General features: G+C 26.1%; 16 protein-coding genes. 15 read left to right on the forward strand and 1 reads right to left on the reverse strand.

Annotation, left to right across the window (positions count from 1 at the left end; all coding sequences use genetic code 11):
* The first annotated feature begins 38 nt into the window (after nucleotides 1-38).
* The 15 genes from cbiG to truA all read left to right on the forward strand — a co-directional run bounded on the left by cbiG (nucleotide 39) and on the right by truA (nucleotide 13084).
* Nucleotides 39-1007 (forward strand): cobalt-precorrin 5A hydrolase, encoded by a 969-nt coding sequence (cbiG, locus tag ACRDDY_RS05910; RefSeq protein ID WP_438564047.1) that lies wholly within the window; start codon nucleotides 39-41, stop codon nucleotides 1005-1007.
* 29 nt (nucleotides 1008-1036) lie between these two features.
* Nucleotides 1037-1756 (forward strand): precorrin-3B C(17)-methyltransferase, encoded by a 720-nt coding sequence (gene cobJ / locus ACRDDY_RS05915; protein WP_438564048.1) that lies wholly within the window; start codon nucleotides 1037-1039, stop codon nucleotides 1754-1756.
* Nucleotides 1750-2511, forward strand: coding sequence for a cobalt-precorrin-6A reductase (locus ACRDDY_RS05920; RefSeq protein ID WP_438564049.1), 762 nt, complete (start codon nucleotides 1750-1752; stop codon nucleotides 2509-2511). The genes cobJ and ACRDDY_RS05920 overlap by 7 nt, the downstream gene beginning before the upstream one ends.
* A gap of 125 nt (nucleotides 2512-2636) precedes the next feature.
* Nucleotides 2637-3728, forward strand: coding sequence for a nicotinate-nucleotide--dimethylbenzimidazole phosphoribosyltransferase (gene cobT / locus ACRDDY_RS05925; RefSeq protein ID WP_438564050.1), 1092 nt, complete (start codon nucleotides 2637-2639; stop codon nucleotides 3726-3728).
* Nucleotides 3725-4297, forward strand: a complete 573-nt coding sequence (locus tag ACRDDY_RS05930) for a bifunctional adenosylcobinamide kinase/adenosylcobinamide-phosphate guanylyltransferase (RefSeq protein WP_438564051.1) — start codon at nucleotides 3725-3727, stop codon at nucleotides 4295-4297. The genes cobT and ACRDDY_RS05930 overlap by 4 nt, the downstream gene beginning before the upstream one ends.
* Complete coding sequence (locus tag ACRDDY_RS05935) at nucleotides 4281-5033, forward strand: adenosylcobinamide-GDP ribazoletransferase (protein ID WP_438564052.1); 753 nt, start codon at nucleotides 4281-4283, stop codon at nucleotides 5031-5033. Before ACRDDY_RS05930 ends, ACRDDY_RS05935 begins: the two co-directional genes overlap by 17 nt.
* Before the next feature lie 11 nt (nucleotides 5034-5044).
* The gene (locus ACRDDY_RS05940) at nucleotides 5045-5419 is read left to right on the forward strand and encodes a bifunctional adenosylcobinamide kinase/adenosylcobinamide-phosphate guanylyltransferase (protein ID WP_438564053.1); all 375 of its coding nucleotides are present in this window, start codon (nucleotides 5045-5047) and stop codon (nucleotides 5417-5419) included.
* Nucleotides 5420-5998 carry a histidine phosphatase family protein gene (locus tag ACRDDY_RS05945; RefSeq protein ID WP_438564054.1) on the forward strand — a complete coding sequence of 193 codons (579 nt, stop codon included), beginning with the start codon at nucleotides 5420-5422 and terminating at the stop codon, nucleotides 5996-5998.
* Between the two features lie 3 nt (nucleotides 5999-6001).
* Complete coding sequence (gene cbiB, locus ACRDDY_RS05950; protein WP_438564055.1) at nucleotides 6002-6943, forward strand: adenosylcobinamide-phosphate synthase CbiB; 942 nt, start codon at nucleotides 6002-6004, stop codon at nucleotides 6941-6943.
* Nucleotides 6940-7995 (forward strand): threonine-phosphate decarboxylase CobD, encoded by a 1056-nt coding sequence (cobD, locus tag ACRDDY_RS05955; RefSeq protein ID WP_438564056.1) that lies wholly within the window; start codon nucleotides 6940-6942, stop codon nucleotides 7993-7995. Before cbiB ends, cobD begins: the two co-directional genes overlap by 4 nt.
* Nucleotides 7985-9409 (forward strand): cobyric acid synthase, encoded by a 1425-nt coding sequence (locus tag ACRDDY_RS05960; RefSeq protein WP_438564057.1) that lies wholly within the window; start codon nucleotides 7985-7987, stop codon nucleotides 9407-9409. The genes cobD and ACRDDY_RS05960 overlap by 11 nt, the downstream gene beginning before the upstream one ends.
* A 39-nt stretch (nucleotides 9410-9448) precedes the next feature.
* Nucleotides 9449-9952, forward strand: coding sequence for a GNAT family N-acetyltransferase (locus ACRDDY_RS05965; protein ID WP_438564058.1), 504 nt, complete (start codon nucleotides 9449-9451; stop codon nucleotides 9950-9952).
* A 65-nt stretch (nucleotides 9953-10017) separates the two neighbouring features.
* The gene (locus ACRDDY_RS05970) at nucleotides 10018-11295 is read left to right on the forward strand and encodes a purine/pyrimidine permease (protein ID WP_438564059.1); all 1278 of its coding nucleotides are present in this window, start codon (nucleotides 10018-10020) and stop codon (nucleotides 11293-11295) included.
* A gap of 169 nt (nucleotides 11296-11464) precedes the next feature.
* Nucleotides 11465-12307 (forward strand): hypothetical protein, encoded by an 843-nt coding sequence (locus ACRDDY_RS05975; protein WP_438564060.1) that lies wholly within the window; start codon nucleotides 11465-11467, stop codon nucleotides 12305-12307.
* Nucleotides 12308-12334: 27 nt separating this feature from the next.
* Nucleotides 12335-13084, forward strand: coding sequence for a tRNA pseudouridine(38-40) synthase TruA (truA, locus tag ACRDDY_RS05980; RefSeq protein WP_438564061.1), 750 nt, complete (start codon nucleotides 12335-12337; stop codon nucleotides 13082-13084).
* Nucleotides 13085-13126: 42 nt separating this feature from the next.
* Here the strand turns inward: truA and ACRDDY_RS05985 are convergent, their stop codons facing one another.
* Entirely contained in the window at nucleotides 13127-13354 is a 228-nt protein-coding gene (locus ACRDDY_RS05985; RefSeq protein ID WP_438564062.1) for a hypothetical protein, read from the reverse strand.
* Nucleotides 13355-13449: the final 95 nt, after the last annotated feature.

Here is a 13449-nt window from a genome sequence, read left to right on the forward strand (position 1 = left end):
AAGAAATTTACTCATATGTTTAGAAAAGGAATAGAATAATGCTTTGTATTATAAGTGTAACTAAAAAAGGTGATAATATAGCAAAATCATTAGCTAAAGAATTTAATGGAGATTTAGTTTTAAAATCAGAAATGGAAAGCTTTAAACTTGGAGAAGAGGCAAAAAAAGCTTTTGAATATTATGAAAGAATAGTTTTTGTTTCTTCTACAGGAATCGCAGTTAGAGCTATAAATGGTCTTATGGAAAGTAAGGATAAGGATCCATGCGTAATTGTAGTAGATGTTTGTAATACTTTTACAATAAGTCTTCTTTCAGGTCATCTCGGTGGTGGAAATTATTTAACATCTAAAATTGCTAGATTTTTAAATAATACTCCTGTTATAACTACAGCTACAGATAATATGGGAAAAGATGCACCAGATATAGTAGCTTTAGAAAATAATTTAACTATAGACTCTTTAAAAAAAGCTAAAATATTTGCAAGTCGTCTTGTAAATGAGGAAGAAGTTTATTTTTATGATGAAAAAGAAAAAATAAATCTTCCTAAAGGATATATAGAAACTAAAGAAATAAAGCCTTGGACATTAGCTGTAACTAACAAAAATATAAATAGAAGTGATGTGTTATGTCTTATAAGAAAAAACATTATATTAGGAATAGGTTGCAAGCGAAATACAGAACCAGAAAAGCTAAAAAAAATAGTTTTAGATAGATTAGAAAGCTTAAATATAAATCCACTAAGTATAAAAATTATCTCTTCAATAGATTTAAAAAAAGATGAAGAAGCTATTTTAAATTTAGGAAAAACTCTTAATGCAGAATTAAAATTTTTCACAAAAGAAGAAATAAGTATCTATCATAATAAATATGATGGAAGTGATTTTGTAGAAAAAATTACAGGAGTAAGATGTGTAAGTAGTCCTGTTATTGACCTTTTAAATGGAAAAATTATAAGAGATGTAGAAAAGATTAACGGAATAACTCTTACTATAGGAATAATAAATTAGAAATTTATAAAGCTAAAGGAGAACTAAACATGGGAAAATTATTTGTTATTGGAATAGGTCCAGGTGGACTTGAACATATGACTTTAAAAGCTTTAGAGGCTATAAAAGAATGTGATGTAGTTGTAGGATATACAAAATATATAGATATGATAAAACCTATTATAGACGATAAGGAAATTTTTATGACTGGAATGAGAGGGGAAGAGGCTAGATGTATTGAAGCATTAAAGCTTGCTAAAGATAAAAAGGTTGCTTTAGTAAGTACTGGTGATGCTGGTATTTATGGAATGGCTGGTCTTATATTAGAACTTAAAGAAGAGGAGGATGTGGAAATAATTCCAGGACTTACAGCATCAAGTGCAGCAGGTTCAGTAGTTGGCGCACCTCTTATGCATGACAATTGTAATATAAGTTTAAGTGATTTAATGACACCTTATGAAACTATTAAAAAGAGAGTTAGAAATGCAGCAGATGCAGATTTTATAATTTCTTTATATAATCCAAGAAGTAAAGGAAGACCTCATTATTTAAGAGAGTGTATTGAAATTATTAAAGAATACAGAGGTGACGAAACTCCAGTTGCAGTAGTAAGACATGCACTTAGAGATGGACAAGAGTGGACTTTATTTAATCTTGGAAATTTTAATGAAGAAATAGTTGATATGTTTTCTATAGTTATAGTTGGAAATTCTCAAAGTTATGTTAAAGATGGAAAATTTATAACACCAAGAGGATATAAATTATGCTAGGATTCGTCTTAGGAACAGGTGAGGGACGTGAAATTTTAAAAGAGGTAAATAAATTTACTTCTAATATATTTGTTTCAACAGCTACAAAATATGGTGGTGAACTTCTAAAAAATAATAAAATAAAGGTTTTAAATACAGAACCTTTAGATTTAGAGGGCTTTAAAGCTGCTATAAAAAAAAATGATATAAAAATTTTTGTAGATGGAACTCATCCTTATGCAAGTGAGGCTTCAAAAACTATAATTAAAGCTTGTAAAGAGATGAACATTACTTATGTAAGATATGAAAGAAAGAGTTTTTTTGATGAATTTAATCATAAAAATATTATAAGAATAGATTCATATAAAGAATTAAAAGACGCAGTTAAAGATATAGATGGAACTATTTTAAATACAACAGGAAGTAATAATGCTTTAGTAATTCATAATTTAAATTTGAAAAATAGAATTATACATAGAGTTCTTCCTATGTGGCAAGTTTTAAAAAAATTAACTGATGGCGGAATAGATATAGGAGATATAATTGCTATAAAAGGACCTTTTTCAATAGAATTAAATAGAGGAACTATTAAAGAATATAATATAAAAGCTATTATAACTAAAGATAGTGGATTTGAAGGTTCAGTAGATTCAAAAGTAAATGCAATACTAGAAACTGATGGGAAAATAATCTTAATAAATAAGCCTAGGATAGAATATACTAATGTATTTTCAGAAATAGCTGAGGTGGTTTCTTTTTTAAAAGATACGATGTAATAAACATATTTTTGAAGAGATTTAGAGGAAGAGTGAATGAGATTATAAAAAGTGGATAAGTTTATTTAGCTTGTCCACTTTTAATATATAATAGAAATATAAAATTAAATTTTGGGGTGATTATTATGATTAAAAGTGTATCTTTAAGGAAAAATATAAAAAGTATAGATGAAACAGATAAAGAGATTATGGCTCAAACTAAAGAATATATTGATAATTTAGCAAAACCATTAGGGAGTCTTGGAGAACTTGAAAGTATAGCGATAAAGCTTAGCTCTATAACTGGAAAAGTTAAAAATAAAATTGAAAAAAAGGCTATTATTATAATGTGTGCTGATAATGGTGTAGTAGAAGAACATGTAGCATCCGCACCTCAATATGTAACACTAGCTCAAACTAAACATTTTATAAAAGGAGGTACTGGAGTTGCAGCTTTAGCTAAAGAGAATAATACAGACTTAATAGTAGTTGATATTGGTATAAATTCTAATGAGAAAATAGAAGGTGTCTTAGATAGAAAAATTCGAAAAGGCACAAATAACCTATATCAAGATAGTGCAATGTCTAAGAATGAGGTCGAGAGAGGAATTGAAATCGGGATTGAAATCGTAGAGAAAGCAGTTAAAGATGGATATGAAATCTTAGGAGTTGGTGAAATGGGGATAGGAAATACTACTACCTCTTCAGCTGTACTTTGTGCTCTTTTAGATGAAAATTTAGATAATGTAGTGGGAAAAGGTGGCGGTATTACTGAGGCTAGTTTTAGAAAGAAAAAAGTTGTAATAAAATGGGCTCTAAAAAGAATTACTAGTGATGATGTTATAGAAATTTTATCTGAAGTTGGAGGCTTTGATATTTGTGGGATGGTAGGTGTATTTTTAGGTGCTGCTAAAATGAAGATTCCTGTTGTTGTAGATGGTTTTATTTCAGCTGTATCTGCTCTTGCTGCTTATAGACTAAACCCTTTAGTTAAAGAGTATTTATTCTCATCTCATAAATCATTTGAAATTGGATATGATTTAGCTATGAAGGAGCTTGGTCTTAGTCCTATTTTAAATCTAAACATGCGCCTTGGAGAAGGTAGTGGTTGCCCAATTGCTTTTTCTGTTATAGATTTTGCAAATAGTATGGTAAACAATATGGGAAGTTTTAACGATGCAAATATAGATAACTCCTATTTAGATACAGTAAGAGAGGAAAAAAATTATAAAGTATGATTATATTTATAAGTGGTGGTTCAAAAAGTGGAAAATCAAAAATAGGTGAAGATTTTAGTAAAAGTCTTCATAGAGAAGGAAATTTAATATATTTAGCTACAATGAAACCTATGGGGAGTGAAGATTTAAGACGAATTGAAAATCATAAAAAAGATAGAATAGATACAAAGTTTAAATCTTTTGAAATAGAGTATGATATTTTAAAAGCAAAAGAATTTATAGATAAAAAAGATACAGTATTATTAGACTCTTTAACATCTCTTATGGCAAATGAAATGTTTAAAGGTGAACTTTTATTAGATGAAGATAAAATAGTTAAAAAGGTTAGTGAAAAGATTTTTTCAGAAATTGAGAAGCTTAGTAATTTATCTAAAAATTTAATAATAGTTTCTGATTATATTTTTTCAGATAGCATAATTTATGATAAAGTAACAGAAAATTACAGAAAAGAATTAGGAAACTTAAATAAAAAAGTATCCCAAATGGCGGATGTATCTATATATGTAACTTATGGGTTAATAGAAGTATTTAAAGGAGAGGGGATTTTAAAAGATGAAAAACTTATTTAATGCCTTTAATATGGATATAGGTATGTTTACAATTCTTCCTCCTCTTAAAAAAGTTTGGGATGAAAAGTCTGGAAAACATATGATGAAATTATATCCTATAATAGGACTTATAGTTGGAGTACTATGGTATGCAGGAACAATTATTTTAAAGGAATTGCATTTACCTAATATGCTTTTAAGTGTATTTTCTTTAGGTATTCCATTTTTTCTTACAGGATTTATACATTTAGATGGATTTATGGATGTAAGTGATGCAATACTTTCAAGAAGAGATAGGGAAACTAAATTGAAAATATTAAAAGATTCAAGAGTTGGCGCATTTTCAGTAATTTCTTTAGCTTTTTTACTACTAGTAGATTTTTCAAGTTTAAATGAAATAGTATTGTCGAAAAACAAATTAATCTTTTTAATTTTAATTCCTTTTATTTCAAGAAGTATAGTGGGATACTTTTTAATAAAAGAAAAGCCCATAAATGAAAGTTACTTTGTAAAACTTTATAAAGAAGGAACAGGTATATTTGATATTATAGTTTTATTGTTTTTCTTTTTAATTGGAATGACAGTTTTTTTAATTATAGGATATAAATATCTTTTAATACCGGTATGTATGCTTTTATTTGGATTCTATCTTTTATGGAATTGTAAAAAAAATTTTGGTGGAATCAATGGAGATGTAGGTGGTTATACATTAGTTTTAATAGAAATGATAGGACTTATAGTCCTTTGTATAATTTAGGAGGAGAAATTTTGATAATTTATTTTGGTGGCGCATATAATGGAAAATTAGAGCTTGTTTTAAATAAATATAATTTAAATAAAAATGAAATATTTTTTTGTAATGATGAACATCTAGACTTTACTAAGAAGATTATTTCAGGATTAGATAAATTAATTTTAAAAAGAGCTTTAGACAAAAAGGAAAGTTTTAATTATATTGTAAACAATATAGATAAATTAAAAGATAAAATAATAATTGTAGATCAAATTTCAGAAGGAATTGTTCCAATAAAAAAAGAAGAAAGATTTTGGAGAGAAGAAACAGGAAAGGTAATGCAAAAGCTTATAAAAGAAAGTGATGAAGTTTATAGAGTTTTCTTTTCTTTAGAAAAAAGGTTAAAATAAATGACTAAAATTATATATTTAATTAGGCATGGAAAAACATCATATAATCTTGAAAGACGCTACTTAGGTTATACAGATATAAGTTTAAGTATTCAAGGTAGAAAAGAAATAGAGGCTAAAAATTTAATTATAGATAGTGTAGACAAGTATTTTACCACTGGCATGAAAAGAACGAATGAAACTTTTAATATTTTATTTAAAAATAAGGATTATGAGATTATAGATGAATTAAAAGAGTATAATTTTGGTGATTTTGAGGGAAAGACCTATGAAGAATTAAAAAATAAAAAGGAATATATATCTTGGATAACTGACTCTACAAAAGAAGTTAAAACTCCAAAAGGGGAATCAAAAAAAGAGTTTTATAAAAGAATTGAAAAGGGAATTAATAAAGCTTTAGAAAAAATAAATAAAAATGGAGTTATAGTTTGTCATGGCGGCGTTATAGGTACACTTTTAGAACTTTTCACTGATACTAATGATTATTTTTATAATCTTCAACCTAGTTGTGGAGGTGGTTATAAGGTAATTGTTAAAGAAATATCTCCATTAAAATTAGAAATCGTAGAGGAGTTTTAAATTATGAGTTCATTATTACTTGGATTTATTTTAGATCAATTTATAGGTGATCCTGAAAATCCTTATCATCCTGTTAGATATATTGGTAATCTTGGAATGGGATTAGAAAAATTATTTAGAAAATTATTTAGAAATGCATTAAAATTTGCAGGACTTTTAACTTGGATTGCTACTATATTAATAAGTTATTTTATAACATTAGTTATTGTTGGGATATGTCAAAGAACTAATATCTATTTAGATATTATAGTTAATGGGATTATTATTTATTTTTGTATTGCAAGTAAGGGATTAATAGTTGAAGGACTTAAAGTTATTGAAGAGTTAAAAAGTAATAATATAGACGGGGCACGAAAAAAATTATCTTATATTGTTGGAAGAGATACAAACAATCTAGATGAGGAATCTATTATACGAGCTGTAATAGAAACTGTAGCAGAAAATATGTCTGATGGCATTATTGCACCATTATTATTTATAGGTCTTGGTGGAGCACCTCTTGGAATTGTTTATAAAGCTGTTAATACATGTGATTCTATGTTTGGATATAAAAATGATAAATATAAAGATTTTGGATTTTTTCCAGCAAAGTTAGATGATGTATTTAATTATATTCCAGCTAGAATAACAGGATACCTTATAGTAATTGCATCTTTTTTATTAGGATTAGATTACAAAAGTGCTTACAAGATCTATAAAAGAGATAAAAATAATCACAGTAGCCCAAATAGTGCTCATCCTGAAGCAAGCATAGCTGGAATGCTTGGTGTACAGCTTGGTGGAGACAATTATTATTTTGGAAAACTAGTAAAAAAACAAACTATTGGGGATAAAAATAAAAAAATTAAAATAGAAGACTTATATAATGTAAATAAAGTTTTAATTATAGTAAGTTATTTAGGGCTTATAATAAGTTTACTATTAAGAGGAGTGATTTTAAAATGATGGGACATGGAGGAAATATAGAAGAAATTAAAAGAAAATTTAATTTAAATGAAATAACAGATTTCTCAGCTAATATTAATCCTTTAGGAATAAATAATAAAGTAAAAGAAGCTATGATTAAAGAAATAGATAATATAGAAATTTATCCTGATATTACATACTTTAATTTGAAAAAAGCCATTAGTGAGTATGAAGAAATCTCTATAGATAATATATTTCTTGGAAATGGTGCTGCAGAGGTGATATTTAATATTGTACGTGCTATTAAACCTAAGAGAGCTCTAAATATAGTACCAACATTTAGTGAATATGAAGAGGCTTTAGGTAGCATAGATTGTGAAATTGAACATTATGAAATGGATAAAGACTTTATTTTAAAAGAAGACTTTATAGATAGCATAAAAAATATAGATATATTATTTATTTGTAATCCCAATAATCCTACTGGAAAGATCATAGATAAAACTTTAATAAAGCAAATTCTAAAAAAAGGTTTAGATGAGTCAATAACTATAGTTTTAGATGAATCTTTTATAGATTTTTTAGAAAATAAGAATGAGCATTCATTTATAGGTGAAATAGAAGATTATGAAAATTTAATTATAGTAAAATCTTTAACTAAATTTTTTGCATTTCCAGGCATAAGACTTGGTTATGGAGTAACTAAAAATAAAGAGTACTTAGAAAAAATTAAAAAAGTAGAAATACCTTGGAGTATAAACAGAATAGCTCAAAAAGCTGGTGAAGTAGCTTTAAAAAGGACTTCATACATAAAGGCAACTATAGAAAATTTAAATGAAGAAAAGGAATTTTTATTAGAATCATTAAACCGATTTAAAGGATTGCAGATTTTTGATGGAACAGTTAATTTTATATTTTTTAAAGGAAAAGAGAATTTAAAAGAACTACTTTTAGAAAAAGCCATTTTAATTAGAAGCTGTGAAAATTATAAAGGACTTGAAAAAGGATACTTTAGAATTGCAGTAAGAAAAAGAGAGGAGAATATAAAGCTTATTAATGCTTTAGAAGAAATATATTGTAATGAAAAATAAAAGAGTAATGATACTTGGGACCTCTTCATCTGTGGGGAAAAGTACAATATCCACAGCTTTTTGTAAATACTTTAGATCTAAAGGGATAGATGTAGCTCCTTATAAAGCACTTAATATATCATTAAACTCATATATAACTGAAGATGGTGATGAAATTGGACGTTCACAAACAGTACAAGCTGAAGCATGTAAATTAGAAGCAAAAGAATATATGAATCCTATTCTTATGAAACCAGGTGGTGGTAAAACACAAGTTATAGTAAGAGGAAAAGTATTTTCTACAGTAGATGCCTATAAATATAAAGATTTGAATAATGTATTAAAAGAGAATGCATATGAAGCGTTTCTTTTAGCCGAGAAAACTCATGAAATGTTAATACTTGAAGGTTCAGGGGGCTGTGCTGAATTAAATCTTAGAAAAACAGATATTGCTAATATGTATATGGCATTAAAAACAAATACTCCTGTAATTTTGGTTGCAGATATAGAAAAAGGGGGTGTATTTGCATCAGTTATAGGAACACTTTCTATTATTTCAGAAGAAGAAAGGAAGCTTATTAAAGGAATAATAATAAATAAGTTTAGAGGAAATCCAAAATTTTTTGATGAAGGTAAAAATTTAATAGAAGAAAAAACAGGAGTTAAAGTTCTTGGGGTAATGCCATATACTAAACTTAATATAGAAGAAGAGGATTCTCAAACAGAGAATATAAATCGCGAAAAAATTAATGGAATAGATATAGCTGTAATAAAATTACCTTATATGTCAAATTTCACAGATTTAAATTATATAAGTACTATTAAAGATATAAGTGTGCGATATATAGAAAAACCTAATGAGATAGAAAACGCAGATGTAATAATACTTCCAGGAAGTAAGAATACTATAGAAGATTTACGAACATTAAAAAGAAGAGGTTTTGAAAAAGCTTTAAAGAAATTTTCAAATGAAGGCAGAAAAATACTTGGTATTTGTGGTGGATTTCAAATGATGGGTTCAAGTCTTAATGATCCTTTAGAAATAGAAGGGGAAATAAAGAAAGAACCTGGCTTAAATTTTTTTGAAATGGATACTTATTTTGAAGAGGAAAAAATAACTAAAAGAATAAAAACTAAAACTGATACAGAAATTAATGTAGATGGATATGAAATCCATAATGGAAGAAGTTATTCAAAAGAAATTCCTTGGATTAAAGAAGATGATAGAATAGTTGGATTAAAGAAAAAAAATATATATGGAACTTACCTTCATGGTATATTAGATAATAAAGAGATTATAAAAGAACTTTTAAATATTAATTGTAAAATTTCTTATAATGATTTAAAAGAAAAAGAATATGAAAAACTAAAAAATATATTAGAAAAAAATATTGATATGAAATATGTTGAAAAAATAATCAAAGAATGGGAATGATTAATATGATATATTGATATTTTTATAGGGGGACTAAAGATGATTTTTAGAAAAGCAGTATTAACTGATTTAGAAAATATTCGTGAAGTAATAAATGACGGAAAATTATATTTAAAGACAAATGGAGTAGAGCAGTGGCAAGGTGATTATCCTACAGATGAACTTTTAATTTCAGACATAGTTTCTGGCAATAATTACGTTTTAGAGGAAAATGGGAAAATAATAGGAACAGAAGTTATAATATTTGATGGAGAACCTAGCTACACTAAAATAGATGGAGAATGGCTTAGTAATAAAGATTTTGTTGTAATTCATAGATTATCTGTTAAAAGAGGTTTTAGAAATAAAAATATAGGAAGTGAATTATTAAAATTTGCAGAAAACCTATCAATAAAAAATAATATTTATAGCTTAAGAATAGATACACATGAAAATAATTTAACTATGAAGCATTTAATGGGGAAAAATTCATTTGTTTATTGTGGAATTATATATCTTGAAGATAATTCAAAACGAATTGCTTTTGAAAAGATTTTAGATTAATTTTAAAGTAAGTGCTATACTGAATGGTGATATTATTTAAAATAAGAAAGGTGATTTGATTACATATGAAAAAAGTATTATTATCAATTCAGTGGATGGCATTTATTATATTATCTAATGTTGTTTATGCATTAGCAATTGGCCCTATGTTTCATTTAACTGAAATACAAACAATAGCATTTCTTCAGCGAACAATCTTTATTTTAGGTGTTGGAGCATTAATACAATTATTTTTTGGACATAAAATTTATATAAGTGAAGTTCCATCTGGCCTCTGGGTAGGTCTTATGGTAATTTATGCTGGAATTGGGCAAGCACTCTTTGGAAGTGATGTAAATACAATTAGAGTTATAAGTTTTGCTATAATTGCTACTGGAATTATTATTATTTTACTAAGTATTTTTGGACTTTTAGAAAAATTAATGATAATTTTCACACCATCTGTACTAGCAACTTTTCTATTTTTAGTTGTAGGGGAATTATCAAAAGATTTTATAGAAGGCATGTTTGGAATTGGATATAACGGGAGAAGTGAAATTTCAATACCAATAGCATCAGTTTCAATTGGTATTGTTATTTTATCTCTTATAATTAGAAAATTTAAAAAGCTTGCTCCAATATCCTTTATTATAGTTATTGGTATGGGATGGCTTGCATTTTATATTTTAGGTTTACCAATTGATAAAATGCCACATATTCATAGCTTATTTAATTTACCTAAAGCATTTCCTTTTGGAATGCCAATTATAAGTATGAGTATGATTCCATCAATTATTATTGCAGTATTTGTTTTATTAAGTACAATGATTGCATCTACAAATATAATTAAAATTATGCTTGAAAAAGCAAATAATAAAACTTATGATGTCTCATTAAAAAAGGGTGGCGTTGCTTTAGGTATAAATCAAGTAATTGCAGGAATATTCTTTTCTGTTGCAGCTATTCCTGGAGTAGTTGTTGCTGGATTTATAGAGCAAACTGGCTCAACAAGAAGAACACCTTTTTTAATAGGGAATATCCTAGTTATAATAATTAGCTTGGTAACACCAATAATGGCTTTTTTTGGGACATTACCAACACCAGTTGCATACGCTTCTATTTTCACAGTATTTGCAAGTCTTTTTGGAAATGCAATAAAAGAACTAGATAAATTACAAAATAAAAGTAAAATGCTTTTTAGTATAGGAATTCCTATATTTGCAGGTTATGGAATAATGTATCTACCAAATTCAGCATTTACTGGATTACCTACAGGATTAAGTTCATTTTTAAGTAATGGTTTAGTTGTGGGAATAACTTTAGCAATAATTATAGAAATATATAATTTAATCTTTAATAAATAAAGCTATTCTATAGAGACTATAATTAATAGTCTCTATTTTTATGTAAAAAAATCTAAAGTAATTTATAAAGAAAAACATTATATCATAACCTACAATTAATGATATAATGAACTTATTCTTTATAAAGAGATAATTATTGAAGAAAAATAATAAAAATGAGGATATGCAAATGAAAATATTAAAAAGAGAAGATTTATATGTAAGTGGAAATTATATAAACTTAAAGAAGCTTTCTATAAAAACGGGTATTAGAAAAGGAGACTTAAAAAAAGATTCATTTAAAGGAAATTATTTAATTGATCCTAAAACAGAGAAACTTTTAAATACTAAAAATTATGATGTAGTAAAAGAAAATGATGTAGAAAATTTAATGTATTATACTGAGGAATTAAATGAAATATTTTTAGTTGAAACTATTTATTCTGATAAAAGCAAGGAGAAAGGAGCTAAATTTAAGGTTTATTATATTTTAAATGGAGTAAAATATATATTAAGCTTTAATGACTTTGAGTATATCTATAAAGATTGTATGTCTATTTTAAAAAAAGAAATAAAAACAGATACAGAACTTAAATATGTAACTGCTGGATTTTTAAATTTAGAGAAAACTGAAGTTAAAGTAGATTTAAAGACTAACTTAAAAAGAGTAAAAGAGTTTAAAGATAAAGCTGATTACAAAAGAAATGTACCATATTTCGTTATAAATAATACTTTAGCAACTACTACTAAATTTGATATAAAGTCTAATATAACTAAAATAAAAACTGATAGAAATATATTTGTTTTAAGATACAATCCTAAAGATAGACTTTATTATAAATTATTAGAAGAGGTTGTACAATTAAGAGAAACTGATTTGATAGTATCTTTAGGTGAAATTAATACAGTTCATATATATACATCTTATGGACTTGGAAAACTTTTAGATATTAAGAATAATGTTATTCCAACCAAAAATAATATATCTTTATTTGCTAATATATTAGATTTAGGATTAAAGGTATTAGGATAAAAAATTAAAACTTAGGAGAAAACTTTAATGAGAAATATAAAGCTTATAATACAATATGATGGAACTCGTTATAAGGGATGGCAAAAACAAAATGTTAAAGGTCATGAAGCTATAACTATTCAAGATAAATTTGAAAAAGTTCTTTCAAAAATGATGAATGAAGATATTCAAGTAATAGGTTGTGGCAGAACAGATAGTGGTGTTCATGCTAATAATTATGTTGCAAACTTTAAATGTAATTCTAATGCTACAGTTGAAGAAATAAATACTTACCTAAAGTTATATCTGCCTGAAGATATAGTTGTAAAAAATATTAAAGAATGTAGTGATAGATTTCACGCAAGATTTAATGTAATAAAGAAAACATATGTTTATACTATAGATAATAATTCATACTGTGATGTCTTCAATAGAAGATTTTCTTATCATGTAGAAGAATCTTTAGATATTGAAAAAATTAAAGAAGCTGCAAATGTTTTAATTGGTACTCATGATTATAGAAGTTTCACTAACTTAAAAGCAAAAAGCAATAAATCTACAGTAAGAACAATTTATAGTATTGATATTTCAAATAATAATGGAATTATTAAGATAACTTACTCTGGAAATGGATTTCTTTTAAATATGATTAGAATTCTAACAGGAACGCTAATTGAAGCTGGTAAGGGAGTAATTTCAGCTACTGATGTAAAAGATATATTGGAGGCTAAATCACGTAATGAAGGTGGATTTAAAGTACCAGGTAAGGGACTTTGTATGGAAAGTGTTGAATACTAAATATAAAAATTTTTAAAAGTGCTAAAATTATTTTTAGCACTTTTACTTTAAGTATTTTCTTAAATTTTTATTTATATAATCTTCCATTTCTAAATGAAGCATATTTAAGCTATTTAATTCTGAAGTTCTTTCAAAATGCTTTGTTGCTAATTCCAACGAGTCTATAATTTCTAAATATTTTTTAAAATCTAATAAATCTAATTTTTTTTGAATTTCAAATTTAAACTTATAATCATCAATATCTTTTTGTTCTGTAATAGTTTTTATCATATAAATAAGTTCTTCTACTGTAAAAATAAAATCTCCTCCTGTACTATATATTTTTTTATTTACATATAGTAATTATATCATTAAATATAATTTAT

Origin of the sequence: Clostridium sp. (genome assembly GCF_051656525.1) — a bacterium.
Classification (GTDB): Bacteria; Bacillota; Clostridia; order Clostridiales; family Clostridiaceae; genus Clostridium.

What these genes read in the sequence shown, in the direction of transcription:
- cbiG (WP_438564047.1), top strand. Translation starts at nt 39, where the DNA reads ATGCTTTGTATTATAAGTGTAACTAAAAAAGGTGATAATATAGCAAAA.
- cobJ (WP_438564048.1), top strand. Translation starts at nt 1,037, where the DNA reads ATGGGAAAATTATTTGTTATTGGAATAGGTCCAGGTGGACTTGAACAT.
- ACRDDY_RS05920 (WP_438564049.1), top strand. Translation starts at nt 1,750, where the DNA reads ATGCTAGGATTCGTCTTAGGAACAGGTGAGGGACGTGAAATTTTAAAA.
- cobT (WP_438564050.1), top strand. Translation starts at nt 2,637, where the DNA reads ATGATTAAAAGTGTATCTTTAAGGAAAAATATAAAAAGTATAGATGAA.
- ACRDDY_RS05930 (WP_438564051.1), top strand. Translation starts at nt 3,725, where the DNA reads ATGATTATATTTATAAGTGGTGGTTCAAAAAGTGGAAAATCAAAAATA.
- ACRDDY_RS05935 (WP_438564052.1), top strand. Translation starts at nt 4,281, where the DNA reads ATGAAAAACTTATTTAATGCCTTTAATATGGATATAGGTATGTTTACA.
- ACRDDY_RS05945 (WP_438564054.1), top strand. Translation starts at nt 5,420, where the DNA reads ATGACTAAAATTATATATTTAATTAGGCATGGAAAAACATCATATAAT.
- cbiB (WP_438564055.1), top strand. Translation starts at nt 6,002, where the DNA reads ATGAGTTCATTATTACTTGGATTTATTTTAGATCAATTTATAGGTGAT.
- cobD (WP_438564056.1), top strand. Translation starts at nt 6,940, where the DNA reads ATGATGGGACATGGAGGAAATATAGAAGAAATTAAAAGAAAATTTAAT.
- ACRDDY_RS05960 (WP_438564057.1), top strand. Translation starts at nt 7,985, where the DNA reads ATGAAAAATAAAAGAGTAATGATACTTGGGACCTCTTCATCTGTGGGG.
- ACRDDY_RS05965 (WP_438564058.1), top strand. Translation starts at nt 9,449, where the DNA reads ATGATTTTTAGAAAAGCAGTATTAACTGATTTAGAAAATATTCGTGAA.
- ACRDDY_RS05970 (WP_438564059.1), top strand. Translation starts at nt 10,018, where the DNA reads ATGAAAAAAGTATTATTATCAATTCAGTGGATGGCATTTATTATATTA.
- ACRDDY_RS05975 (WP_438564060.1), top strand. Translation starts at nt 11,465, where the DNA reads ATGAAAATATTAAAAAGAGAAGATTTATATGTAAGTGGAAATTATATA.
- truA (WP_438564061.1), top strand. Translation starts at nt 12,335, where the DNA reads ATGAGAAATATAAAGCTTATAATACAATATGATGGAACTCGTTATAAG.
- ACRDDY_RS05985 (WP_438564062.1), bottom strand. Translation starts at nt 13,354, where the DNA reads ATGATAAAAACTATTACAGAACAAAAAGATATTGATGATTATAAGTTT.